The organism is Streptomyces graminofaciens, from assembly GCF_030294945.1.
In the GTDB taxonomy this organism is placed as follows: Bacteria; Actinomycetota; Actinomycetes; order Streptomycetales; family Streptomycetaceae; genus Streptomyces; species Streptomyces graminofaciens.
This window is the reverse complement of record NZ_AP018448.1, coordinates 6,916,745-6,941,701: the sequence shown is the minus strand read 5'-3', so window position 1 is coordinate 6,941,701 and position 24,957 is coordinate 6,916,745. Positions and strand designations below refer to the sequence as shown.

General features: G+C 71.6%; 21 protein-coding genes. 12 read left to right on the top strand and 9 right to left on the bottom strand.

The window, feature by feature from the left end; translation table 11 throughout:
* Positions 1–19 precede the first annotated feature (19 nt).
* On the bottom strand, positions 20–1,162 hold the full coding sequence (locus tag SGFS_RS30000) for a PP2C family protein-serine/threonine phosphatase (RefSeq protein WP_286254896.1): 1,143 nt from the start codon (positions 1,160–1,162) through the stop codon (positions 20–22).
* Positions 1,163–1,281: 119 nt separating this feature from the next.
* On the opposite strand from SGFS_RS30000, the gene SGFS_RS29995 reads away from it, so the two are divergent.
* Both SGFS_RS29995 and SGFS_RS29990 read left to right on the top strand, forming a co-directional pair.
* Positions 1,282–1,779, top strand: coding sequence for a hypothetical protein (locus tag SGFS_RS29995; RefSeq protein ID WP_286254895.1), 498 nt, complete (start codon positions 1,282–1,284; stop codon positions 1,777–1,779).
* A 144-nt stretch (positions 1,780–1,923) separates the two neighbouring features.
* Positions 1,924–2,835, top strand: a complete 912-nt coding sequence (locus tag SGFS_RS29990; protein ID WP_286254893.1) for a hypothetical protein — start codon at positions 1,924–1,926, stop codon at positions 2,833–2,835.
* Here SGFS_RS29990 and SGFS_RS29985 read toward each other — a convergent pair.
* Entirely contained in the window at positions 2,750–4,195 is a 1,446-nt protein-coding gene (locus SGFS_RS29985) for an aminotransferase-like domain-containing protein (protein WP_286254892.1), read from the bottom strand. The two genes, SGFS_RS29990 and SGFS_RS29985, sit on opposite strands and share 86 nt — an antisense overlap.
* A gap of 90 nt (positions 4,196–4,285) precedes the next feature.
* On the opposite strand from SGFS_RS29985, the gene SGFS_RS29980 reads away from it, so the two are divergent.
* From SGFS_RS29980 to SGFS_RS29960, 5 genes are all read left to right on the top strand, one after another.
* Positions 4,286–5,065, top strand: coding sequence for an alpha/beta fold hydrolase (locus SGFS_RS29980; RefSeq protein ID WP_286254890.1), 780 nt, complete (start codon positions 4,286–4,288; stop codon positions 5,063–5,065).
* 111 nt (positions 5,066–5,176) lie between these two features.
* Positions 5,177–5,644: a DUF7144 family membrane protein gene (locus tag SGFS_RS29975; protein WP_286254889.1), complete on the top strand. Its 468-nt coding sequence runs from the start codon at positions 5,177–5,179 to the stop codon at positions 5,642–5,644.
* A gap of 138 nt (positions 5,645–5,782) precedes the next feature.
* The gene (locus SGFS_RS29970) at positions 5,783–6,811 is read left to right on the top strand and encodes an endonuclease/exonuclease/phosphatase family protein (RefSeq protein ID WP_286254888.1); all 1,029 of its coding nucleotides are present in this window, start codon (positions 5,783–5,785) and stop codon (positions 6,809–6,811) included.
* Between the two features lie 50 nt (positions 6,812–6,861).
* The gene (locus SGFS_RS29965) at positions 6,862–8,814 is read left to right on the top strand and encodes an FUSC family protein (protein WP_286254887.1); all 1,953 of its coding nucleotides are present in this window, start codon (positions 6,862–6,864) and stop codon (positions 8,812–8,814) included.
* A 141-nt stretch (positions 8,815–8,955) separates the two neighbouring features.
* Positions 8,956–9,171, top strand: a complete 216-nt coding sequence (locus tag SGFS_RS29960) for a hypothetical protein (protein WP_286254886.1) — start codon at positions 8,956–8,958, stop codon at positions 9,169–9,171.
* A 75-nt stretch (positions 9,172–9,246) separates the two neighbouring features.
* Here the strand turns inward: SGFS_RS29960 and SGFS_RS29955 are convergent, their stop codons facing one another.
* Positions 9,247–11,298, bottom strand: a complete 2,052-nt coding sequence (locus SGFS_RS29955; RefSeq protein ID WP_286254885.1) for a PhoX family protein — start codon at positions 11,296–11,298, stop codon at positions 9,247–9,249.
* 273 nt (positions 11,299–11,571) lie between these two features.
* Between SGFS_RS29955 and SGFS_RS29950 the strand changes: the two genes are divergently transcribed.
* Positions 11,572–13,248 (top strand): VWA domain-containing protein, encoded by a 1,677-nt coding sequence (locus SGFS_RS29950; protein ID WP_286254884.1) that lies wholly within the window; start codon positions 11,572–11,574, stop codon positions 13,246–13,248.
* Between the two features lie 135 nt (positions 13,249–13,383).
* Positions 13,384–15,102 carry a methionine--tRNA ligase gene (metG, locus tag SGFS_RS29945; protein ID WP_286254882.1) on the top strand — a complete coding sequence of 573 codons (1,719 nt, stop codon included), beginning with the start codon at positions 13,384–13,386 and terminating at the stop codon, positions 15,100–15,102.
* Positions 15,103–15,198: 96 nt separating this feature from the next.
* On the opposite strand, the gene SGFS_RS29940 is transcribed toward metG, so the two are convergent.
* The 5 genes from SGFS_RS29940 to SGFS_RS29920 all read right to left on the bottom strand — a co-directional run bounded on the left by SGFS_RS29940 (position 15,199) and on the right by SGFS_RS29920 (position 21,723).
* Positions 15,199–17,355, bottom strand: a complete 2,157-nt coding sequence (locus tag SGFS_RS29940) for a hypothetical protein (RefSeq protein ID WP_286254881.1) — start codon at positions 17,353–17,355, stop codon at positions 15,199–15,201.
* Positions 17,352–18,395, bottom strand: a complete 1,044-nt coding sequence (locus SGFS_RS29935) for a hypothetical protein (RefSeq protein ID WP_286254880.1) — start codon at positions 18,393–18,395, stop codon at positions 17,352–17,354. The genes SGFS_RS29940 and SGFS_RS29935 overlap by 4 nt, the downstream gene beginning before the upstream one ends.
* 104 nt (positions 18,396–18,499) lie before the next feature.
* Entirely contained in the window at positions 18,500–19,204 is a 705-nt protein-coding gene (locus tag SGFS_RS29930) for a Crp/Fnr family transcriptional regulator (protein WP_286254878.1), read from the bottom strand.
* A 103-nt stretch (positions 19,205–19,307) separates the two neighbouring features.
* Complete coding sequence (locus tag SGFS_RS29925; RefSeq protein ID WP_434028090.1) at positions 19,308–20,738, bottom strand: pectate lyase family protein; 1,431 nt, start codon at positions 20,736–20,738, stop codon at positions 19,308–19,310.
* Between the two features lie 196 nt (positions 20,739–20,934).
* Positions 20,935–21,723, bottom strand: coding sequence for a hypothetical protein (locus tag SGFS_RS29920; RefSeq protein WP_286254876.1), 789 nt, complete (start codon positions 21,721–21,723; stop codon positions 20,935–20,937).
* A gap of 277 nt (positions 21,724–22,000) precedes the next feature.
* On the opposite strand from SGFS_RS29920, the gene SGFS_RS29915 reads away from it, so the two are divergent.
* Positions 22,001–23,134, top strand: coding sequence for a glycosyltransferase (locus SGFS_RS29915; protein ID WP_286254875.1), 1,134 nt, complete (start codon positions 22,001–22,003; stop codon positions 23,132–23,134).
* Here SGFS_RS29915 and SGFS_RS29910 read toward each other — a convergent pair.
* Entirely contained in the window at positions 23,103–23,468 is a 366-nt protein-coding gene (locus SGFS_RS29910) for a cupin domain-containing protein (RefSeq protein ID WP_286254873.1), read from the bottom strand. The genes SGFS_RS29915 and SGFS_RS29910 overlap by 32 nt on opposite strands.
* Before the next feature lie 167 nt (positions 23,469–23,635).
* On the opposite strand from SGFS_RS29910, the gene SGFS_RS29905 reads away from it, so the two are divergent.
* Positions 23,636–24,250 (top strand): putative immunity protein, encoded by a 615-nt coding sequence (locus SGFS_RS29905; RefSeq protein ID WP_286254870.1) that lies wholly within the window; start codon positions 23,636–23,638, stop codon positions 24,248–24,250.
* Positions 24,247–24,762, top strand: a complete 516-nt coding sequence (locus SGFS_RS29900; protein ID WP_350284023.1) for a putative immunity protein — start codon at positions 24,247–24,249, stop codon at positions 24,760–24,762. Before SGFS_RS29905 ends, SGFS_RS29900 begins: the two co-directional genes overlap by 4 nt.
* Positions 24,763–24,957 lie beyond the last annotated feature (195 nt).

Here is a 24,957-nt window from a genome sequence, read left to right as displayed (position 1 = left end):
CAAAGGGGGGAACGCAGGCTCAGCGGGCGGGCCGCGCGCGGCGTACGGCGAAGATCGTCGTGTCGTCGTCGAGATGGCCCCCGCTGTGCGCGAGCGTGCCGTCGCGGACGAGGCGTACAAGGGCCTCGGGCTCGGTCACACGCGGCGCGCCGGCGAGGCTCTCGCGGAGCGGGAAGAACGTCCCGTCCCCGTCCCTGGCCTCCGTCACCCCGTCCGTGACCAGCAGCAACGTCTCGTCGTCGGCGACCCTGACCAGGGCCGCGCGCGGCGCCCGGGGCACCAACTCGGCGAGTCCCAGCGGCAGCCCGCCGAGCGTCGGCAGCTCGTGCACACCCTCGGCGCCGACCAGCAGCGGCGGCTCGTGCCCGAAGTCGATGACCTCGACGAACCCCGAATCCGTCTCCGGCGGCGGGAACCCGACCAGCACGGCCGTCGCGAACCGCTCCCCGCCGTCCCGCCCGAGCGCCGCGTCGTAGGCGACGAGCCGCCGCATCCGCACCTCCAACCGCGTCGCCACGACGGCCAGTTCGGCCTCGTGGTACGCCGCCTCACGGAACGTGCCGATCAGCCCGGCCGCCGCCTCCACCGCGCCGAGCCCCTTGCCCTGGACGTCGCCGAGGAGGACGCGGGTGCCGTGCGGGCCGGGCTGGATGTCGTAGAAGTCGCCGCCGACGCGGGCCTCGCTGTCGGCGGCGAGGTAGATCTCCGCGTGGTCGAGGCCGCCCCAGCCCGGCGGCATCGGGCGCAGCAGCGTACGGCGGGTGGTCTCGACGACGTCCCGCATGTGCAGCATCCGCTCCTGCCCGCGCATCCGTACCGCGCAGGCCAGCACGGAGAGCACCGCGCCCACGGCGACGAGGATGAAGTCGGGCAGCCCGGCGCGGTACTGGTGCGGCCAGGCGCCGTCGCCCAGGACGTAGACGATCATCGCGAGCCCGCCGTAGACCGCGGTGGTGCCGATGGGGCAGACCGCGGCGGCGACACCCGGCACGAGCACCAGCCACGAGATGATCCGGAAGTCGCCGCCGGTCCAGTAGTCGATCACCGGTACGGCGACGAGCACGACCATCGGCGGCACCCAGGCGATGCTGCGGCCCCGCACGCGCAGCGGCTGCTGCCATTGGACGGGGTCCGGCTCCCGGCGCAGGCGCGGCATCCGCATGAGGCACAGCGAAACACGGCGGTACGGCCCGCGCATCCCGTACGGTCCGGCATCCGACTTGCCAGCCGGGCCCCCCAGGTGTGCCCTGGAAGGCGGGGCGGAGAGAAAGGAGCCCTCCCATGGCTCATGTGGTACCCGCGTCCGGCGCTCCGGCGCCCCGGCCCAAGGCGGCGGGGCCCGACACCTCGCCCGGCGTCTCACCCGGTTACTCACCCGGTCCACTGCCCGATGTCTTCGGCGCGCGCACCCACCTCGTCGCGCACCGGGCCGTGCCGGTGGTCCTCGGTCTGGTCTACGGCTACTGGGCGGCGGCCATGAACCGCTCCGCAGGCCCGATCACCGGCTGGAACATCCTCTTCGGCTTCGTGACCGCGTTCGTGTTCGCGGCGCTCTACGTCGGCGTACGGGCCCTCGCGCCCCGGCTGCCCCGCGAGCTGCACGCCACGCTGTGGGCCTCCTTCGCGGGCTGCGCCTTCGGCTTCCTCTACAGCCAGGACTCGTCGCACTCCGTGCTCCGCTCCGTCTTCATGTCCCTCGTCATCGCGGCGAGCGTGTTCGCGGTGGCGTTCTACCGGTACTACACGCGGGAGGACGCGGCGGGGCACCGGGTGAGGTAACCGGGGTTCGATGGGTCAGAACTCCCGGGTCCCTGGTCACCCGCGAGCCGAAAAATCCTCGTTCGGCTTGTCCTGTGCGCCCATTCGCAGTCACCGGGGGCCCCACCGCTCGCGCGCACGACCGCCGGGGCCTTGCCTGAAGAGGTGTTCCCACGTCTCCGCGGCCCCTTGTCGGCCGCGCTGATCGCGCTCGCCTGCCTGCTCGCGCCGGCGGGCGCGCTGGCCGCGTGGGCGACGTACGAGATCGCGGACCCGGTCCGGTACGAGGAGGTCACGGCGCCGCTCGCCGCCGACCCGGACGTACGGGACGCGCTCGCGGACGCGATGACCGTCGAGATCATGCGCGAGATCCAGGTACGGCCGTCGCTGCGGGACCCGGTGGAGGCCTTCACGCACGACGCGGCCCGGTCCTTCACACAGACGGAGGCGTTCCGCGCGGCCTGGCACACGGCGAACCGGGAGGCGCACGACGCGGTGCTGCGGGCGCTCCGCGCGCCCGGGAGCGACGTCGCGGACCGGCCGGTGCTGCTCGATCTCGCGCCGGTCGGGGAGCGGGTCAAACGGCGGCTGGCCCAGGACCGGGTGCCGTTCGCGCATCGCATCCCGGTCGCGCACAACAAGGTCACGGTCCTGTCGGCGGCGGACCTCGACCGGTTCCGGAAGGGGTACCGCGTGCTCGACGTAGCCGGTCTCTGGCTCCCGCTCGGCGCGCTCGCGCTGGCCGTGACGGGCGTCCTCGTGGCGGCCCGTCGCCGCCGGGCGCTCTGCGCGACGGGGCTCGGTACGGCACTGGGCGGCCTGCTGCTGGGCCTCGCCGTGGCGCTGGGCCGCCGACTGACGCTGTCCGACCTGCCGCCCGACGTCTCCCCGGCCGCCGCGGGCGCGGTCTACGACGCCCTGACGGGCACACTGCGCCGGGTGACGTGGGGGCTGGTGGGGCTGGGGGCGGTCGTGGCGGGGAGCGCGTGGCTCACGGGCCGCTACGCGCGACGTCGGCGAGCACCCGCAACGCCCACGCCAGCTCCTCCGGAGGAGCGGAGCCGAGTCCGAGCCTGACGCAGCGGGACGCGGGGCGGCATGTCGCTCGGCGCTGCTGCTGGGCGGGGGTCGGCGGTGCTTCCCGGTGCTGACCGGGTGCCGTTCTCTGTGGGACGGGTGCCGCCCCGGCGACGGCCGCCGGGACGCTGAACGCGGTCCCCGGCGTCACGGCAACCCCCCTCCGAGCCGCCTCCGCGACAAACGTGTCCGCCCGCCAAGGCTCCGGCAACTCCCACCACGCGTAGTACGCCCGCGCGTCCCCCCGCACCACGAACCCGCCCAACTCCTCCGCCACCACCCCCTGCCGCGCCGCCGCGTCCGCCCGCTTCGCCGCGACGAGCCGCCCCACCACCCCGTCCCCTATCCACCGCACCCCCGCCTCCAGAGCGAACCGCCCTGCGGTCCACCCCCCGGACCGCAGGGCCGCCTCCAGCCCATGGGAATCACGGCCCCGCCCCTCCGGCACCACGAGAAACCCGACCGTCAGTCCCGGCGCCACCCGCTTCGACAGCCCGTCCACGACGTACACCCGCTCCGGCGCGTACGCGGCGAGCGGCGCCACACCCCCGTCCTCCAGAAAGGACCAGATCCGGTCCTCGACGACGGGCAGGTCCAACTCCCGCAGCACCCGCGCCAGTTCGGCCCGCCGTCCGCTCCCCATCGTCACCGTCGTCGGATTGTGCAGCGTCGGCTGGACGTACACGGCCGACAGCGGCGCCGCCCGGTGCGCCACCGTCACCGCCTCCGGCAGCAGCCCCTCCCCGTCCATGGCGAGCGGCACCAGCGTCAGCCCCAGCCGCCCGGCGATCTCCTTGACCAGCGGATACGTCAACGCCTCGACCCCGACCCGGCCCCCCGGCCGGACGAGGGAGGCGAGGGCGCCCGCGATGGCCTGGCGGGCGTTCCCCGCGAACAGGAAGCGGTCCGGGGCCGGGCGCCACCCGGGCACGGCGAGCACCCCGGCCCCTGCCTCACGCGCGGCGGCCGTACCGTTCGCCGGCGCCGTACGCGTCGCCTCCGTCAGTACGTCCGGCCGCAGCAGCGGCGCGAGTCCGGCGGCCAGCAGCTCGGACTGGCCGGGCGCGCAGGGGTAGTTGAGCTCCAGGTTCACCGGCGCCGAGCCGGACGGTTCGGTGAGCGCCCGCCCCGAGGGCCCCTCGGGCGCCGCCCGTACGAACGTGCCCCGCCCGACCTCGCCCACCACCAGGCCGCGCCGCACCAGCTCCGCGTACACCCGCCCTGCGGTCGACCCCGCGATCCCGCGCCGGCGCGCGAACGCCCGCTGCGGCGGCAGCCGTTCGCCGGGCTTCAGCCGCCCGGCGGCGATGTCGTCCGCGATGCGATCGGCGATGCGCCGGTAGTCCGGATAGTCCGCCACCAGGGCCCCTCCCCTCTCACCCTCCCGGCATTGCACCGAGAGCAAAGATCTTATTGCACCGAGGAGTTGGGGCATCCTAAGGTCGCCCACATGTCACCCTTCCTCTCATACGAGGACAAAGGGAGCGCGTCCCCGACGACGCCCCCGCTGGTCCTCATCCACGGCCACCCCTTCGACCGCACGATGTGGCACCCCCAGATCGACGCGTTCGCCACCACCCACCGTGTGATCGCCCCCGACCTGCGCGGCTACGGCACCTCCCCGGTGGTCCCCGGCATCACTCCTCTGTCGACCTTCGCCGAGGACATCGCGACACTCCTGGACGACCTCGGCGTCACCGACTTCGTCCTCGCCGGACTCTCCATGGGCGGCCAGATCGCGATGGAGTGCTACCGCCTCTTCCCGCACCGCGTCCGAGGCCTGGTCCTGGCCGACACCTTCCCCGCCGCCGAGACGGAGGAGGGCAAGCGCACCCGGAACGCGATGGCCGACCGCCTCCTGCGCGAGGGCATGGGGACGTACGCGGACGAGGTGCTGTACAAGATGGTCGCGCCGTACGCGGACGCCGAGGTCGCGGCCCATGTGCGCCGCATGATGACGGCCACCGACCCCCGGGGCGCGGCGGCGGCCCTGCGCGGCCGCGCGGAACGCCCCGACTACCGCGAGCTGCTCACCCGCGTCACCGTCCCGGCCCTGGTCGTCGTGGGCGCCGACGACGAGTACACCCCGGTCACGGACGCCGAGGCCATGCACGCGGCCCTCTCCGACTCCACCCTCCACGTCATCGCGGACGCGGCCCACCTACCGAACCTGGAACGCCCGGCCGACTTCAACAAGGCGCTGGAGGACTTCCTGACGAAGGTCGGCTGACAGGGGAGGAGGTTCACCCGTTCGGCCCACCCCGAGTGCGCCCCTCCCCGCCCGGGACGAGCATGCGGATGAGCTGTTGTCTGTCTTATCCCCTCCCCCGAGGAGGCCCCCATGGCCCAGCACAGCACCTCTCCGCGCTCCGACCCCACGCAGCACCAGACCACCGTGGCACCGACACCCCACCGCGACACCGGCTCGTCCTGGGCCCTCGGCGGTCTGGTCTTCGCCGGTGTCCTGATGCTGGTCGGCGGCGTCGTGAGCATCATCAACGGCATCGCGGGCATCGCCTCGGACGACGTGTACGCCGGCGTCGGCGACTACACGTTCGAGTTCAGCCTCACCACCTGGGGCTGGATCCACCTCGCCATGGGCGTCGTCCTCGCCGCGACGGGCTGGGGCCTCCTCCAGGGCAAGGACTGGGCCCGGGGCGTGGGCATCGCGATCACATCGCTGTACGTCATCGAGTACTTCATGTTCCTCCCCTACGCCCCCGTCTGGTCGGTCATCTGCATCGCACTCGGCGTCTTCGTGATGTGGTCCCTGGCGACGTCCTCACCCGACCACGGCGCGACGCGGTAACAGCGACCTCGTGGCTGCGGGGCCGGTGTCTTCAGGGACGCGGGGAACCGCGCCCGCAACCACCCCGCAACCATCACCCCCACCCACCCCGTCCTCCCCCAGGGACACCGATCCCCGCGCACGAGCGGAGGCGGAACCTTGGAGAGTACGACCATCGAGCGGACGGACCCGGCCCCGGACCCGGACCCGGCTCGGCGGCGGCGGACCGCGCGCGGCCCGAAAGCCTGGCTCGCCGGGCTGCTGCTGCTCGGCGTCAGCGTCGTCGTCGGCTGCCGTGCCGCCGACACCGACGCCACCACCCCCGTCACCCAGCTCCTCGCCTTCCTGCCCTGGCTCCTCGCCCCCACCGGCCTCGCCCTCCTCCTCGCCGGCCTCGCCCGCTGGTGGACCGGCGTGACCTGGGGCGTCATCGTGCTCGGCGCGCTCGCGTGGTTCATCGAGCCGTACGGCAAGGCGAACGCCCCCGCCGGCGAGGCGGTGGCCCGGGTGCGTGTCATGACGTCCAACGTGCAGTTCGGCTGGGGAACCGCCGCGCTCATCGACGCCGTACGCCGCGACCGCCCCGACATCGTCTTCGTCGAGGAGTGCGAAAACACCTGCTCCGCCGCCCTCCTCGAAGCCTTCGGAGCCGAGTCGACGACACCCTCCTACCCCTACCGGCAGGCCGTCGAAGGGCAAGGCTCCGACGGGTCCCTCATCCTCAGCCGCCACCCCCTCAAGGGCACCGCCCCGATCCCCGGCTCCATGGGCATGCCCGGCGCCGTCGCCGACATCGACGGCCATCCCGTACGCCTCCAGCTCGCGCACCCCATGCCGCCCCTGCCCGGCCAAGTGGCCGTCTGGCGGCGGGAGCTGGGCGCCCTGCGCGCGTACGCCGCCGCCGACACCCGGACCCCGACCATCCTGGCCGGGGACTTCAACGCCTCCCAGGACCACGCCGCCTTCCGCCGCGTCCTCGACACCGGTCTGCGCGACGCCGCCCGCCTCGCCGGCGAGGACCGCGCCCCGACCTGGCCCGCCCGCACCACCCCCGCCTTCGGCACCCAGATCGACCACGTCCTCGTCTCGGCCGAGGACTTCTCCGCCCGCCGCGTCCGCTTCCACGAACTGACCGGCACCGACCACCGGGCAGTCACCGTCGACCTCACCCTCCACAAGAGGAAATAGCCCAGCACAAGGCCTGAAATCGCCGCACACCCGGCGTTCATAATGGCCTCATGCCCCGTCCGTCCCCCAGCCGTCTCGGTCTCGACCTCACCCCTCCCGACTGGCTGGTCCGGAACCTCAGACCCCTGCAGGCGCCCGTCAACCGGCCCGCCATGGCCCGGGCCGCGATCGCGCTGAGCCTGCCGCTCGCGCTCGGCCTCGCCACCGGGCGGCCCTCGTACGGGGCCCTCGCCTCCATGGGCGCCCTCTCCGGAGTCATCAGCGACACGGCGGACGCGTACCGCATGCGCGTGCTCAACATCGCGATCCCCCAGCTCTTCAGCGCGGTCGGCATCACACTCGGCTCACTCGTGTACGGGCAGGGCTGGCTCGCCGTCGGCACGGTCACCGCGATCGCACTGGTCTCCGGGATGATCTCGACGATCGGCGCCGTGGCATCCGTGTCGGGGCTGCTGCTGCTCCTCAACGGGGTGGTGGGCGCGGGGCTGCCCATGCCCGAGCCGTGGTGGATGCCCCCGCTGCTGATGAGCGGCGGCGGGCTCCTCGTCCTCGCCCTCGCCCTGCTCGCCTGGCCACTGCGGGCCGGCGTACCCGAACGGGCCGCCGTCGCCGCGACGTACCGCACCGTCGCCGAGCTGCTCGCGGCCACGACGGACGCGGCGGAGACGTACGACGACGCCCGGCGCGCCGTCACCCAGTCCCTCAACCAGTCCTACGACCTCGTCCTCGCCCGGCGCGCCCGCCATCACGGGCGCAGTCCCGAACTCGTCCGTCTCCTCGCCCAGCTGAACGCGCTCACCCCCCTGTTCGAGGCCGCCCCGGCCGTACGGCTGACCGGGCGGCCGCTGCCCGCCGAGATCCCGGCCGCCGTGCTGCGGCTCGCCGAGGCCGTCGAGAGCGGGTACTCGGGGGCGCTGGAGCTGCGGCTGCCCGAGCCGGGCAACGGGATCGCGCGGGCCGTCGACCAGGCGCTGCGGCACGCCGCCGATGTCGTCACCGACCGGTCCCCCGAGTTCACCAAGGCCGACGACCGGCTCGGGCGTCCGGCGCCGCTGCCCGCCCGAGCGGCCCGCGCCGGCCGCCACTTCGCCTTCTCCGCCGACTCCTGGCGCTACGGCCTGCGCCTCGCCCTGTGCATCGGCGTCGCGCAGGCACTGGTGTCGCTCATCGCCGTGCCCCGCTCGTACTGGGTCGCGCTGACCATCACCTTCGTGCTGAAACCCGACTTCGGCTCGGTCTTCTCCCGCGCGCTGCTGCGGGCCCTCGGCACGGTGGTGGGGCTGGTGGTGGCGGCCGCGGTGCTCGCGGAGGTGCCGCGCGGCTGGTGGGACGTACCCGTGATGCTGCTGCTCGCCCCGCTGATCCCGGCGCTCACACCGCGCGGCTACGGCTACCAGACGGCCGCGATCACCCCCGTGATCCTCCTCCTGTCCGACATCCTCAACCACGAGGGCACGGCCCTGCTCGTGCCCCGGCTCGTCGACTCCCTCATGGGCTGTGTGATCGCGCTCGTCGCGGGCTATCTGCTCTGGCCGGAGAGCTGGCACGCCCGCGTCGGCGACCGGCTCGCGGACGCCGTCGACGACACCGCCACGTATGTGGAACACGCCTTCGGCGACACCGCCGACCCCGCCCGCCGGGCCCGGATGCGCCGCCGGCTGTACCGGGACCTCTCCGGTATCCGTACGGAGTTCCAGCGCGCCCTGACCGAGCCGCCGCCCGTGGGCAGCCGGGCCGCCGCCTGGTGGCCGCTGGTGGTGGCGGTCGAGCGGATCGTGGACGCGACGACGGGCGCGCGGGTGCGGATCAAGCAGGGGGCAGCGACCCCGTCGGCCGCCGAGGTCGGCCAAGTCGCCCTACAACTAAGGGAGTTGGCGGCGGGGCTGCGGGAGACCGAGGTGCTCTACGCCGTCCGGTCGGACCTCGGCGGGCCGCAGGACAGCGTGCTGGAACCGTTGCGGCAGGAGGTGGCGGCGGCGCGGGCGATCACGTCACCGCGCTGACGTCACGACGGACCCGGTCAACCCGGCACCCGGCGCCGAATCGTTACGTCACGCCCGCACGGGTGACGGAGGGAGAGTTCACAGACGGAGAGCGGCAATGATCATTCCTGTTCAACCGCCCTACCTATAAGGGGATTTTTCATGCGTCGCACCGCGACCGTCCTGCTCGGAACCCTCGCCCTCGCCGGCACCATGGCCCCGGCCGCCAGTGCCATCCCGGACCCGGTCGGGACCGTCACCTGCGTCACCGAGGCCCCCGCCGACGTCACGGCGCTCGTCGACCCGGCCGCGGTGGTCGACCCGGCCGGTCTGCTGGACCCGACGGCGGCGCCGGGCGTGAGCTGCCTGGCCCCCTGAGCCCCCGCACGCGGACGGCCGAGGGCCGTCCTCCCCCGTCTCCGGGGGAGGACGGCCCTCAGTCATGTCCGACGGTCACGCGCCGATGTCGCAGCCGTCCGCGCGCCACACGGCGACGACCGCCGGGCGGACGATCTTGCCGGGGCCGTCGGGCCAGGTGCTCTTCGGGTTCTCCACGGAAGCGCCGTCGAGCTCGCCCGGGTGCTGGACCGCGACCAGGACACGCCGGTCCTGGATGATCGGGCCACAGGTCTCGGCGCCGCTCGGGACGGTCAGGAACTGCTTCAGCTCACCGCGCCGCTCACCGCGCGTGGCGACACCGAAGAGGCCGTCGTGCGAGCCGAGCTGGTTGCCGTCGGTGGAGATCCACAGGTTGCCGTGCGGGTCGAAGGCCACGTTGTCCGGGCAGGAGATCGGGCTGACGTCGTCCTTCGGGAAACCCGCGAAGTACGTCGCCGGGTCGTCCGGGTCGCCCGCGACGAGGAAGAGCAGCCAGGCGAACTCGGTGCTGTCGGGCCGGTTGTGGCGCTCGGTGAGCTCCAGGACCTGGCCGTGCTTGTTGGCGTTGCGCGGGTTGGCCTCGTCCGCCTTGGCGTTGGAGCCGACACCGCGGTTGGAGTTGTTGGTGAGGGCGACGTAGACCTTGCCGGTGACCGGGCTGGGCTCGATGTCCTCGGGGCGGTCCATCTTGGTGGCGCCCACCTTGTCGCCGGCCAGACGCGTGAAGACGAAGACCTCCTCGGCGGTCATCCCGTCCACGTGCGACACGGCGCCGTCGGCCTTGGCGGTGGCCAGCGGGATCCACGTACCGCTGCCGTCGAACTCTCCGTCGCCCGGGAGCTTGCCGGTGCCGTCGATCTCGATGGCGGGGGAGTCGCCGGTGAGCTTGGCGACGTAGAGGGTGCCCTCGTCGAGCAGGGAGAGGTTGTGCTCGCGCACGGCGCGGGAGGTGCCGTGCTTGACACGCTTGCTGCTGACGAACTTGTAGAAGTAGTCGAAACGCTCGTCGTCACCGGTGTAGACGACGGGACGCCCGTCGGCGGTCATCCGGATGTTGGCGGCCTCGTGCTTGAAGCGGCCGAGAGCGGTGTGCTTGCGGGGCTTGGAGGCCGGGTCGTACGGGTCGAACTCCACCACGTACCCGAAGCGGTGCACCTCGTTCGGCTCCTGGGCGACGTCGAACCGCTTGTCGAACCGCTCCCACTTGCGCTCGGTGGCGCCGGTGCCGATGCCGTACCGCTTGTCGGTGGCCCGGCTGCTGTTGGCGAAGTACTGGTTGAAGTTCTCCTCGCCGTGGAGCGTGGTGCCCCAGGGGGTGGTGCCGCCGGAGCAGTTGTTGAGGGTGCCGAGGACCTTGGTGCCGGTCGGGTCGGCGGAGGTCTTGAGAAGGTCGGACCCGGCGGCCGGACCGGTCACCTTGAACTCGGTGGTGGCGGTGACCCGCCGGTTGAGGTGATGCCGGGGAACGGCGGTGAGCTTGCCGGTACGCCGGTCCTCCGCCACGACCACGGCGGTCAGCCCGTGCGCGGCCCAGGCGACCTCGACCTGGTTGCGCGTCGGGTTGGCGGCGTCGTACCCCCGGAACATGAGCACTTCGTCCGTGTACTCGTGATTGGCCACGAGGAGTTTGCGGCCGCGCTCGCCCGGGAGCGGGAGGAGGGCGAGGAAGTCGTTGTTGTAGCCGAACTGGCCGGCCTGGGCGGCGGCCGTCTGGTTCTCCGGGTCGAAGGCCGGGGCACCGCGCAGGATGGGCTCGCCCCAGCGGATGACCACGTTCTGCTGGTAACCGGTTGGAACGGTTACCACGTCGTTCGTGTTCGGGGCGACGGGGGTGAAGCGGAGACCGCGGGCGCCCTTGGGCTTGGCCGGGGTCTTCGCGGTGGCGGCGGCCGCGTCCGGGGCGACGCCGAGAGTGGTGGCGGTACCGGCGGCCGTGGCCACGGTCACGACGGCGGCGGCTCTCATCACCGAGCGTCGGCTGAGCGCGCTCGCGATGACATCACCGACGTACTCGTTCGTCGTGGTGTTCGGCACCTCGTGGAAGCAGGCGTCACCACAGCGGAACCGACAGGTCATGGCGGAACGACCGCCGGGGTGCGAGCCGATCATGGGCAGCAGCTTGCGCACGGTGCGCTCCTCGTCCTCTTCTGTCCCTTGTTGCCTTGGGGTGTGACCGTGACGCTAGGGGCGCGTGCGTGCGAGAACGCGGCCGCGAGATGAACTGCGGGTGAACCTGCGGGAGTTGGGGCGGTGTTGACAGCGGCGGGTGGTGGAGTTAAGCGAACGTTGCCGCCCGCACCCAAGATCGCCGAGAGTGGCCGCTAACCTTACGTGTCCGTCCTGGCCACGGATTGACGGGCAACGGGCATACGGGCTTCAAATCATGCGAAGGGTTGCGCAATGGGCATTCTTTCTCTCCTGCGGAACGCGTTCGGCCGCTCACGCAAGGGGCGCGACGCGGTTCCTTCGCAAGAGGCGGAGGCGCAGGCAACGGTCACGGAGGCCGCGATTCCGGCTCCGTCGACCGAGCCGACGACCACCACCACCGAGCCGAAGCGGGAGCCCGCCACCGAGCCGGCCCCGTCCGTCGCCGACGAGCTGGTCTCGGCGGCGTTCGACAACGTGACGGTGCCGAAGCCTCGCGAGGAGGGGGCGGCGGAGCCGACGCCGTCCGTTGAGGCGGAGCCGGCCGTTGAGCCTGTGGCTGAGGTCGCGGCGGAGCCGGTCGTTGAGCCTGTGGCTGAGGTCGCGGCGGAGCCGGTCGTTGAGCCTGTGGCTGAGCCTGTGGCTGAGCCTGTGGCTGAGGTCGCGGCTGAGGCTGAGGTCGCGCCTGCTGCCGAGGCCGAGAAGGAGACCGAGCCGGTTGCCGAGGCCGAGCCCGTAGTGGAGCCGGTTGCCGAGGCCGAGCCCGTAGTGGAGCCGGTTGCCGAGGCCGAGCCCGTAGTGGAGCCGGTTGCCGAGGCCGAGCCCGTCGCCGAGGCCGAGGCTGTCGTCGAGGGTGCGCCCGAGTCCGTGGTCGAGGAGGCCCCCGAGCCGGCGGCTGCCGCCGAGCCGGAGCAGGAGGCTACGGCACCTGTGGCGGAGGCCGAGCCCGTAGCGGAGCCGGAGCCGGAAGCCGTGGCCGTGGAGGCGTCGGCACCCGTCGAGGAAGCCGTGACGGCGGAGCCGGAAGCCCCCCAGGAGCCGGAAGCGAAGGAAGAGGCCGAGGCCGAGGCGGCTCCGGTGGCCGAAGAGGCCCCGGAGCCCGCAGCCGAGGCCACCCCCGAACCCGCAGCCGCCGACGACGGTGAAGCCCCACTGGCAACACCCGCACCCGACGACGAAAGCAGCACGGGTGGTGCGGGTGGGAGAACGGAGACGGCCGAGGGCGAAGCCGAGGCCGAAAGCGGGGCCACCCCGGCGGAGCCAATCGCGGAGCCAAAGCTCACCGCCGCACGCCTCCGCTCCCGCGCCCCCGGCCTCTCCGCCGCCTACAAGGCCGCCGGTGCCGCCCTCAAGAAGCGGGACCTCACCGACGCCCGCGCCAAGGTGTACCTCGTCCTCGACCGGTCCGCCTCCATGCGCCCGTACTACAAGGACGGCTCCGCCCAGGCCCTCGGCGAGCAGACCCTCGCCCTCGCCGCGCACCTCGACCCCGAGGCCACCGTCCAGGTCGTCTTCTTCTCCACCGAGCTGGACGGCACCGGCGAGCTGACCCTCAGCGCGTACGAGGACAAGGTCGACGAGCTGCACGCCGGCCTCGGCCGCATGGGCCGTACCAGCTACCACGTGGCCGTCGAGGAGGTCCTCGCCCGGCACCAGAAGGCGGACCCCACCGCCCCCGCCCTCGTCGTCTTCCAGACCGACGGCGCCCCGGACGCCAAGACCCCGGCCACCCAGGCCCTCACGGACGCCGCGAAGAACCACCCGGCCGTCCACTTCTCCTTCGTCGCCTTCGGTGACCCGGAGAACAAGGCCTTCGACTACCTCCGCAAGCTCAAGACGGACAACGCCTCCCACTTCCTGGCCGGCGAGACCCCGCGCGAGCTGACGGACACCGAGGTCTACGAGGGCGTACTGGCGGACTGGCGCCCGTAGCCGCACGAACGGAGAACACCCCGGGCCGCCCCTTCCCACGCCGTAAAACGGGAAGCGGGCGGCCCACCCATGTCGGCTACGATTTCAAGTTCAAGGCTCATGCGCACAAAAACGACCGACTGGGAGCAGCCTCCTATGGCTCGACACCTCATCACCAGCGCCCTTCCGTACATCAACGGGATCAAGCACCTGGGCAACATGGTGGGGTCCATGCTCCCGGCGGACGTGTACTCCCGGTACCTCCGCCAGCGCGGCCACGACGTCCTCTACATCTGTGCGACGGACGAGCACGGCACCCCCGCCGAGCTGGCCGCCAAGGAGCAGGGCATCCCCGTGGCGGACTTCTGCGCGCAGGCCCACGACGCCCAGAAGGCCGTCTACGACGGCTTCGCGCTCGCCTTCGACTACTTCGGCCGCAGCTCCAGCCCGCAGAACGTCGAGATCACCCAGCACTTCGCCCGCAAGCTGAACGAGAACGGGTTCATCGAGGAGCGGGCGATCCGCCAGGTGTACTCGCCGGCCGACGGCCGGTTCCTCCCGGACCGGTACGTCGAGGGCACCTGCCCCCACTGCGGCTACGACAAGGCCCGCGGCGACCAGTGCGAGAACTGCACCCGTGTCCTCGACCCGACCGACCTGATCGACCCCCGCTCGGCGATCTCCGGCTCCACCGAGCTGGAGGTCCGCGAGACCAAGCACCTCTTCCTGCTCCAGTCGAAGCTGCAGCACGAGGTCGAGGCCTGGGTCGCGGCCCACGAGCACCAGTGGCCGCAGCTCGCCTCCTCCATCGCCCGCAAGTGGCTGACCGAGGGCCTGCACGACCGTGCGATCACCCGTGACCTGGACTGGGGCGTCCCGGTCCCGGCCGACACCTGGCCGGAGCTGGCCGCCGAGGGCAAGGTCTTCTACGTCTGGTTCGACGCCCCGATCGAGTACATCGGCGCGACGAAGGAGTGGTCCGACCAGGACCCGGAGAACCGCGACTGGAAGTCCTGGTGGTACGACGTCGACACCGACGTCCGCTACACGGAGTTCATGGCGAAGGACAACGTCCCCTTCCACACCGTGATGTTCCCGGCCACCGAGCTGGGCATCCGCGAGCCGTGGAAGAAGGTCGACGTCGTCAAGGCCTTCAACTGGCTGACGTACTACGGCGGGAAGTTCTCGACCTCGCAGAAGCGCGGCGTCTTCACCGACCAGGCGCTGGACATCCTCCCCGCCGACTACTGGCGGTACTTCCTCATCGCCAACGCGCCGGAGTCGGACGACTCGTCCTTCACCTGGGAGCACTTCACCGCCACGGTGAACAAGGACCTCGCCGACACTCTCGGCAACTTCGTCAACCGTGTCCTGTCCTTCTCCAAGAAGCGCTTCGGCGACGAGGTGCCCGCGGGCGCGGAGGCCGGCGAGCCGGAGGCGCGGCTCGGCGAGGAGATCGCCCGGCTGCTCGCCGAGTACGAGGAGCACATGGAGGCCCTCCAGTTCCGCAAGGCGTCGGCCGCGCTGCGCGCCCTGTGGTCGGCGGGCAACTCCTACCTGGAGGAGAAGGCCCCCTGGCTGGAGATCAAGACCGACCAGGACGGCGCCGCCCTCACCCTCCGTACGGCCATGAACCTGATCCACCTCTACTCGGTGGTCTCCGAGCCGTTCATCCCGACGTCCGCCGCCGCCATGCGCGCCGCCTTCGACCTCAAGGACGACACGGCCGCCTGGGTCACGGCGGAGGAGGCCAAGGCCCTCACCTCGGTCCCGGCCGGCACCCCCTTCACCGTCCCGCCGGTCCTCTTCGCCAAGCTCACGGACGAGGACCTGGAGACGTACAAGGAGCGCTTCGGCGGCGAACCGGCCGCGTGACGGAGCACCTGACGCAATCCCTGTGCGTGTAGGAACCGGCCGGCCTGCCCCCGTGGCAGGCCGGCCGATTCCGTCCCCCCGTTCCCCCGGCCAGGGCTACTCGGGCGCCACGAACGCCTCGTACGACCGCTGCCGTCGCTGTTCGAACCACTTGCGGCCCTCGGTGGCCATGGCGGTCAGGATGCGGAAGCCGGCCGTGATGCCGGACGTCTCCAGGGCGAGGCTGCGCAGCTGGCCGCGGTCCTCCTGGGTGGCGTCGTACAGCTGCTCGTAGTTCTCCAGCAGCGCGGTCATGCGCTGCCCGTTGTGCAGGACCAGCCGCAGCGCCTCGTGCAGCACCAGGTCGTCCTCGTCCGCGGCGTCGCGCAGTGCTCCGCTCTCCGAGACGGAGACGATCTCCCGCAGGGAGTCGCCGAAGCGGACCCCGACCGATTCCACCGTCACCGAGCTGATGGCGTCGTAGCGGAACACGGTGTCCTGCCTGCCGTCATGTGTGCCGGTGGTGGAGTCCACGTTCCACGAACTCACCCACACACCGCTCGACGTCAGGACGTAGAACGTCTGGCGGTACTGCGAGTAGCGCGGCGGACCGTCCTTGATCTTGGCCCGTACACACCCCGGTGCGCCCTCCACCAGGAAGAAGCTGAAGAGGATGTCGCGGTGCTCCATCCGGTGCTCGGCGAGGACCTCCCGACGCAGGTGGCGCTGGTCGAGGTCGTACCAGAGGGCCATCTGCCGGTCCTTCGGGCGGTTCCTCTTGAGCTCGTCCTGCCAAGCCCTGCGCTCCGCGTCGTCGGCCTGGTACTGCTCCAGGTCCCGGCGGTGCGCCCGCACCTTGGCGTGGTGGACGGCGGGTTTCAGCATGACCAGAAGGCTGATGATCAGCACGAGGCAGGACCAGAAGCCCTGTTCGGAGTCCTGGCTCGGGATGAGCCACAGCACTCCGAAGAACAGCAGGGTGACCCCCAAGGACAGGCATTTGATCTGGAAGCGGCGCGTCCGCTCCACGAAGGCCAGCTCCTTGTGATCCCGGGAGCGTTCTCCGATCTCGTTGACCCGCAGCTGGATCAGCCAGTCGAGCGCGCTGGGCGTGCCCGTGCGCCAGTGACGGTGGGTGAGTTCGTCGATGAGGTCCTGGCGCGGGCGCTCGGTGTGCCGCCGCCACTGCCTGGCCGGCTCGGAGCCCTTCGGTTCGTACTCCAGGAACCGGTCCTGCACGATCGCCTCGACCGTGCGGCGGAACGCGGCCTTCTTGGTCTTCTGCAGCTCCTTGGCCCGGCGCTCGCGGTCCTCACGCCACTGGTTGCGGTTCAGCAGCACCGCGCCGAGCCGTGCCCCTTGCCGCCGGAACGGGTTCCGCTGCTGCGCGGGCAGCTCCCGGCCGTCGGGGTCGCTCTTCCACTCGCGGCGCCGGGCGCGCTCGGTGGCGGTGCGCACCAGCTCCGGGACACCGATCGCCAGGGCGACGCAGCCCAGCGTGATCAGCACCGCGGCCAGTGTCAGCTCGCCGTCCGGGATGTCGTCCGATATCTGGGTGATCAGCCCCACGACCGCCACGATCACGCCCATGACACACCCGACGAGGACGATGCCCGGATCGAGCTTCGGCTCCGCGGGCGGGTGCGGTCTGTGCAGCACGGGGTCCGGGGTGAAGAAGAGCGGCGCTGTCTCCACCCGCTCGTCGTTCACCCGTTCGTCCAGCTTGCCCTCCTCCTCGGAGTCCAGGGCGTCCCGTTCGATGGCGCGGACGACGTAGCGCAGATGGTCCTTGAACTCGTTACCGATCTCTCCGACCGGCAGGCCGTCCAGCAGCGGCGCGACGTCCGGGCGGGCTCCCGGCGCCCCCGGGCGGGAGGGGCGGAGCGACATCCGCATCACGTCGTACAGGACCCGGCCCAGTGAGCCGTACTGGCCCGAGTCGTCGGTGAGCCGGTCGAGGGCGTGGCGCAGCTTGTGCCAGTCCTCGTCCGTGAGGTCCTCCGGGGAGCGGCGGCTCACCAGGGACAGGGCCCGGTAGTACAGCGCCTCCGGCGAGGCGGTGCCGCCGTTCGCGATCAGGCCGTCGATCGCGGCGTCGATCAGTTGCTCGGCCCTCTCCCGCATCCCCGCCCGCAGGTTCTCCCGGGCCGCCTCGATCTTCTGCTCGGGGGTGGCGTTCTCGCCGACCATGTACTGGGTGATGTTCCCGTGGTTGACCCCGACGCCGTGAATGCTCACATCGAGTGCCTGGATGCCTTGGTTCCCAGGTGTCATGCCTGGCCTCTCACTTGCTGGATGAGCTGGGTGACGGTCGCCACGAGTCCGGCGAGCGCCGCGGTGTCGGCCATGAGGGCCTTGAGTTTCGTCAGCGCGCGCAGCAGGCGGCCGCGGCCCTCTTCGTCCTCGGCCCGGGCGTGCCGCTCGGCCGTGTCGAGTTCCTCCTCGGAGGCCTCGAAGGTGACGTCGTCGATCTCCTCGCGCCGCAGCGCCTCCTTCAACTCGCCGCGCAACCGGGCGAGTTCGTGGTGGAGGTCGGCGGCCGTCGCGTCGGAGCCGGTGGCGACGGGGCCGGTCCAGGACTGGGTGACCGTGCCGTGGTTGACGCCTACGCCGGTGACGGTGACGTGTGTGGCGCTGATGCCGTAGTTGGCGGGGGCGGGCTCGGGGGCGGGCGGCTTCTGCGGCGGTGTGGGCCCGGCGGAGGAGGACGAGGTGGCCGGCGCCGGGTGGCCGGGGACCCGGATCCACACGGTCTCGTCCTTGATCTCCTTGCCCGACAGTACGACGGGGGCGAACTCGTGGGCCTCCAGGCCCGGGTGGTGGTGCCGGAGCACTCCCTGGTGGAGGACGTGGGACACCGCGAGGGACAGGACCGCGTCGGGCGCCCCGGCCAGGGCCCGCCGCAGGGGTTCCATGTCGGCCATGCGGAACGCGGTGTTGAGGTCGGTGCCGACCCAGCCCTCGCCGTGGCGGGCGACCTCGCCCGCGTGGACGGCGACGCGCAGCCGCATCGCGCGGTCGCCGGTGTGGTCCCGCGCGTGGTCGCGCAGTCCGGCGACGAGGGCGCGTACGAAACCGCCCAGCAGGTCGGTCTTCGGTACCGTGCCGGGAATGAGCAGGACGACCGCGTCGCCCCGGTCCTCGGAGGACAGCTCGTCGATGTGCGCGGCGTCGAGCGCCCGGGCCACGACCACCCGCAGCCGCTCGCGGAGCCAGGCCTGGTCCGGGTCGGTGCGTCGGCCGAAGCCCTCGATGTCGAGGACGGCGATCAGGGAATACTGAGCCGGGGAACACGGCTCCGTGGAACTCACCATGGCGGAAGAGATATCGCACAACTGTCGTACGTACAGTGTCAGTTGACACTCTGGGAGCCCGGTGGCCCCGCCGGTGGCGACTTGGCCCAGGTGTTACAGGACCTTCACTCCCCGCCCCACCGCAGCAGTGCCGCCGCGTCCGGTACGACGGCGCGGCCCCGGGTGACCGTGACGAGTCCGTCGCGTCGCAGCTCCCGTACGGTCCGGGCCACGGACTCGCGCGAGGTGCCGGCGGCCCCCGCCAGCTCCTCCTGGGTGATGCGGACGACGACGGCGCCGGGCGGGTCGGCCACCGGCACTCCGTGGCACAGCGCGAGGTCCGCGAGGACGCGGGCGACGCGCGCCCCGGCCGGATAGGCGCCGTGCTCGGCCCGCAGCCGGTCGGAGTGGCGCAGCCGCGCGGTGACACTGCGCAGCACGGCGAGGGCGAGCGGCCCCGGCTGGGTCAGCAGTTGCCGGAAGCGGTCGGCGGTGACGACCACGCCCCGGCCGGCGCGGATCGCGGTGACGGTCGCCGACCGCGGGCCGCCGTCGACGCAGGACAGCTCGCCCAGCAGCTCACCGGGGCCGCGGAGGGCCAGCACGCTGGTGTAGCCGTTCGCGGTCTCGGCGCTGATCTTCACGAGGCCGTCCTCGACGAGGACGATGTCGTCGGACGGGGAGCCCTCGCGCATCAGCGTCTCGCCGTGCTCCCAGTCCCGTCGGCGTCCCGCGTCGCGGACGATCCGTAACTCGTCCGCCGTGAACGGCGTAAACGCCGTGGAAGCCGTGGAAGCCGTGAACGCCGTGAAGAAGCTGTGATCCGTCACGTGCACCTCCGTACCCGTCGGTGGCTCCGGACCATAGCCACCCGGGCGCCCGCCGACCAGAAGGGCCCGGGACTTCGCGTCCCGGGCCCACGAAGCGTGCCGGTTACTTCAGGACGCCCGCGCCCGTCGTTGTCGCCAGGGACTTCGGCAGGTTCTTCGCCGACGACTCCAGGCCCGCGGTGAGGGCCGGCGTCCAGTTGACGGTCGTCTTCAGGTCCTTCGAGGACGCGGCGTTGAACAGGGCCACGATGTCGCATGCCGTGCCGTTGACGACGTTGCCGCTGTTCTTGATGGCGCCGGTGCCGTCGCCGCTGAGCAGCTTGGCGAGCTTCGCGCCGACCGGGACCTTCCAGTAGTTGTTCTCCGCGACGACCTGGGCCTTGGCGCGGGAGTTGATGCTGTACTGCGTCGCGTAGCCGTTGAGCGTCGTGACGTCGTAGTAGTTGTTGTAGATGTGGACCTGGCCGACTCGTGCCAGCGGGGCGCGCTGGACGATGCCCTTCCAGATGTTGTGGTGGATCGAGACGCGCAGCTTGCCGGCGGGCTCGCTGTCGCTGCTGCCGATCAGCATCGTCTTGTCGTGGTTGGTGAACTGGTTACGGGAGACGGTCACCAGGTCCGAGCTCTTGGTGATGTCGAGGGCGCCGTCGTGGATCTGGTACTCGCGGCCGAAGTACTTCGGGTTGGCGCTGTCCAGGTGGGGCGCGTCGGTGAACGTGTTGTGGTCGGCCCAGACGTGGGTGGCGCCGCGCAGGGTCATGGAGTCGTAGTTGGAGTTCCAGTTGCCGTCGTCGCCGTCGGTCGGGTCCCACTGCGGGAAGCAGTCCTCGGCGGCGGCGAAGTTCAGGTTGCGGACGATGACGTTGTCCACGTTCTGGATCTGGAGCATGCCGCCGGAGATACCGGCCTTGGTGCCGGGCACGCCCACGACGGTGGTGTTGGCGGGCACCTTGAAGACGATGTTCTTCGCCTGCTTGGTCTGAGCGGCGGCGCGGACCTTCTCCTGGGTGCCGGAGGGCAGCTTGGAGGTGCCGTACGAGGACGGGGCGTACGCCTTGAGGTAGGCGGCGAGCGAGTAGCCGGTGCCGGAGGCGTAGTCCGCGCAGGTCAGCTTCTTGCCGGAGTCGTCGGTGTTGGCGTCGATCGTGCCCTTGATCTTGATGATCCGGGGGGTGGTGTCGGTCGCCTTGCCCAGCGCCTTCACGAGCCCGGCGCGGGTGGAGACGGTGAAGGTGTGCGCGGCGTCGGCCTTGGTGCCGCCGGTCGTGCCCGTGCCGGAGGAGGCCCAGCCGTCCTTGGCGGCGAGCGTCTCGTGGTACACGTCGGCGGTCGGGGACGCGCCCGCGTTCATCACGAAGACACCGGCGCCGACTCCGGCGGCCACGGCGGCGGCGCCCGCGACGAGGGCGCGGCGCTTGCGGAGCGAACGGCGGTGCGTGGGGCGGGCGGCGGAGCCGGTCGTGGTGCCGGTGCTGGTGCCGGTGCTGGTGCCGGTGCCGGTGCTGTCGGTGCGGCGCGAGGAGCGGGATGCCACTGATGAGTCCTTACGTAACGTACGAGGTTCGGGGAAACCCGTGGTTCGTGTGGAGCTCCGGTGAAGGGAGCTTTCAACTCATCTGTGGTCGCCGGTTTTTGAAAGGTTGCCGGGTGATTTTGGAATCTGTGCGGCGGCCGCCCCGGGAGACGGCCGCCGCGCGGGTGCTACCCGTGCCACCCGTGCTACGCGGGTACTACGGCTGCGGTGTCGGTGTCGCCAACTGAACCCACTGCTCGTCCCAGACGAAGGTGCCGCCCATGGTGTCGCCGTGTGTCTCCCAGACGGTGCCGGTCGTGGTCAGCACCTTGACCCAGGCGTCGTTGCCCTGGGCCGAGATGGAGGCGGCGCAAGCGGTCGTGGGGAAGTTGCTGGGCCTGCCGTCGGGCAGGGTGTTCGTGAGGTCCGTCCACGCGTAGGCGCCCTGCGGCGGCATCGGGTTGATGTTGCGCCGCCCCGCGTACGCCCGCCCGCCGGTGAGCGCGGCGCTGAACTCCTCGGAGTTCGAGGGGGCGTAGGAGTCGATGTCGGAGCACGGCCCGGTGTCACCCTTGGGGCCAGGCGGACCGGTGTCGCCCTGGGGGCCCGTGTCACCCTTCGGCCCCGTGTCACCCTGCGGACCCGTGTCACCCTGCGGACCCGTGTCGCCCTTGGGCCCGGGCGGACCCGTGGGCCCGGCAGGGCCGACCTTGCACGGGTACTGCTGGCCGAAGACCTCCCCGCCGACTCTGTGATGCGGATTCGGCTTGGGCTTGGGCTTCGGCTTCGGCTTCGGTTTCCGGCAGGGATCCCCGACCGACGGCGTGCCCGCGAGCGGGACGAGGCCGGTCTTCGTGACGTCGGCGCGCGGGGCGGCGGCCGCCGGGTTCGCGGCGCCGGTGAGGAAGAAGGCGAGGGTGGTCAGGGCGAGGGTGCCGCCGGCCAGCCGGGCGCCGTGTGCCGGGAGCGGGCCCAGCACGGCCCGTTTCCTGGGTTCGGACGTCATGCACTGCTCCTTGATCGAATCGGATCGAATCGGACGGTGTCCGGAAGCAGTCGAGCTTCCCTCGACGAAATCGGATCGCGAAGGCAACGCCTTGAGGTCCCTGCGGCACGATTAACTGATCAGACGAACAGCGATGCGCCTATGGGTGCGTACGCAAGAGCGAATCACGGGCGGGGCTGCGGCGAGCCGTCGCCGTACGGGACGGGCGTGGCGCTTAGTGTCCCCCGGGCCCCGCCGCCCCGAGGGCCGGGTCGAGCCGGCCGGAAGTGGTGTTGCCGTGAAGCCGTCCATCTGCCTCTGCATGATCGTCAAGAACGAGTCGAAGGTCATCGAGCGCTGTCTGGCCTCCGTACGCGACCTGATCGACACCTGGGTGATCTCCGACACCGGCTCGACCGACGGCACCCAGGACCTGATCCGCGCCGCCCTCGACGGCCTCCCCGGCGAGCTGTACGAGGAGCCCTGGGTCGACTTCGGCCACAACCGCACCCTGAACGTCCGGCACGCGCGCGGCCGGGCCGACTACCTCCTGCTCCTCGACGCCGACCTCGTGCTCCGCCAGGACACCCCGCTGCCGCCGCTGACGGCCGACTCGTACATGCTGCGGCACGAGGGGAACCTGGAGTACCGGATCAAGCGGCTCGTACGCGGCGACCTGCCGTGGCGGTACGAGGGGGCCACGCACGAGTACCTGACGCTGGACGCCCCCGCCGCCGACGTACAGGAGAACCAGCAGAACCTCGACGCGCTCGTCGTCGAGGACTTCGCCGACGGGGGCTCGCGCCACGACAAGTTCGAGCGCGACGCCCGGCTGCTGCGGGCCGCGCTCGACCGCGACCCCGGCAACACCCGTACGGTCTTCTATCTCGCCCAGACCCTGCGCGACCTGGGCGAGACCGACGAGGCGATCACCCTCTACCAGCGCCGGGCCGCGATGGGCGGCTGGGCCGAGGAGGTGTACTACTCGCTCCTCCAGGTCGGAATGCTCCAGGCGGAGACGGGCGGCCCCGACGCCTGGCCTACCGCGATGGACACGTTGATCCGCGCCTGGGAACACCGGCCGGAGCGGCTGGAGGCCTGCTACGAGCTCGTCTCACGGCTACGGCTCCAGAAGCGGCACCACACGGCGTACGCACTCGCCCGCGCCGGGGTCGACGGCCCCCGCCCGGACGACCTGCTGTTCGTCCAGCCCTGGGTGTACCGCTGGGGGCTGCTCTTCGAGTTCTCGATCACCGCCTACTGGGCAGGCGACGCGGCCGCCTCGCTCACCGCCTGCGACCGCCTCCTGTCCCTGCCGGACCTGCCGGCCTCGTACCGTCGCCAGACCCTCGCGAACAGGGAGTTCGCCGAGCGCCGAGTGACGGCGACGACAGGCCTGGTCAGCTCATCTGCGCCTTCACGTGGTCGATGACCTCGCCGAACTTGTCCGTCGGCGAGAAGTCGATGAACTCGCTGTCCTCCAGCGCCTCCGGTGCGTGACCCGGCGCCCAGTAGAAGGCCTCGCCCGCCTTGTAGTCGTGGGACCCGTCCTTCCTGCGCATCCGCACGCGTCCCTTGAAGACATAGCCCCAGTGGGGGCTCTGGCACAGGTCGTCCTGCAGTCCCTTGAGGGCCGGGGCCATGTCGGTCCCCGCGGGGAACTTGATGAAGGCGACGCTCAGATCGCCGCCGATCTCCTGCATCCGCACCTCCACGCCGTCGCCTTCGAAGACGACGGGGGTGTCCGTCCGCTTGATGGCCGTCATGATTCCTCCATGACCGGATCGTTGCGGGGTATACGAATTCTCCGCTTCTGTCTCTCCCACCAGTCTGCTCCCAGCCGCCACGGAACGTCGACTGCGCCACAGGACACGTCAGTTCAAGCATCAACCGTGGTGGCTGCGTCCGGGTTGGCCGCATACGATTCAGGGACATGTCACAGAGCACGCACACCGTGTCCGGAGACTTCGACCTGACGATGGACGAGCTGCGCGTCGTGGCGCGTTACGTTGTTCGGCACGCGGAGGACGTCCTGCCGGTCTTCGAGCAGGCCGTTCCCGATGATCCGCGCCCCCGTGCGGCGATCGACGCGGCCTGGGCGTTCATCAACGGTGCCAACAGGACGAAGTTGCAGCGCGGCACCTCCCTCGACGCTCATCGAGCCGCCCGGTCCGCACCCTCCGAAGCCGCGCGGCTGGCCGCGCGATCCGCCGGTGACGCCGCGTCGGCCGCATACCTGCACCCCATCGCCCAGGCCGTCCAGGTCGGCCACATCCTGCGGGCCTCCGCGAGCGCCGCGCGCATCGGGGAGATGGAAGCGGGCGGTGACCCCGCGATCGGGGACGCCCTGCTGGAACGGTCGAGGCAGCGTGCGACACCGGTGCTCATCGACGTGCTCTGCCGCTACCCGCCCGCGACAGGCGGCAGCAATCGTGTCGCCCGGCTGATGAGCGCCCTGGATCATTCCCTGCGCCGGGCGGCTGACCGGCCACCAGGGCACGCCGCAGGCAGTGGTGCCGATGTGCGCGGGTGGGAGGGCACGCCATGATCCTTCCGAAGGTCCGGGACCCTCGCTTTGTGACGATCCGCCGCGGTGGGACTCTCACCGACGCGGATCACCGTCTCCTCGCTCTATGGGCTGCCTCGTGCGCGGAGCACGTCCTCGGCCTCTTCGAGTCGGCCCGGCCCGGGGACCCGCGACCGCGCCAGGCGATCGAGCATGCGCGGGCCTGGGTGCGTGGCGAGGTCAAGATGATGCGGGCTCGCGCGGCGGGCGGCCATGCGATGGGGGCGGCCAGAGACCTGCGTGGGGCAGCACGGCATGCCGCGTACGCCGCCGGCCAGGCCGGGGCCGTCGCCCACGTCGCCGCGCACGAGCTCGGCGCGGCCGCCTACGCGATCAAGGCCGCACGTGCGGCGGCGCCGGAGGGCGAGAGCGAGACCGCGGGACGACTCGAGTGCCAGTGGCAGCGCGATCAGCTCCCGGAGGCGATCCGCGAGCTCGTACTCGATGACCAGCGGCTGCGCAACGACATCTGCTGGTCGGTGTTCGACTGCTGAAGCCGAACCTCGCACAGCCGTTCTCACGGTCGTCCGAGGCTCACCGACAGGCCGGCACGCTCGCCTCGCGAGGTGGTGCGGCGAGATTCGACTCCGCCCACGTCGCCGAAGTCCACCGCGCCAGGGGGAAGTTCGCCCGGTGCGGGATGATCTCGGCGACGTGAAGCGGGCGCGCTCGCCCAGGGCGTGTTTCGA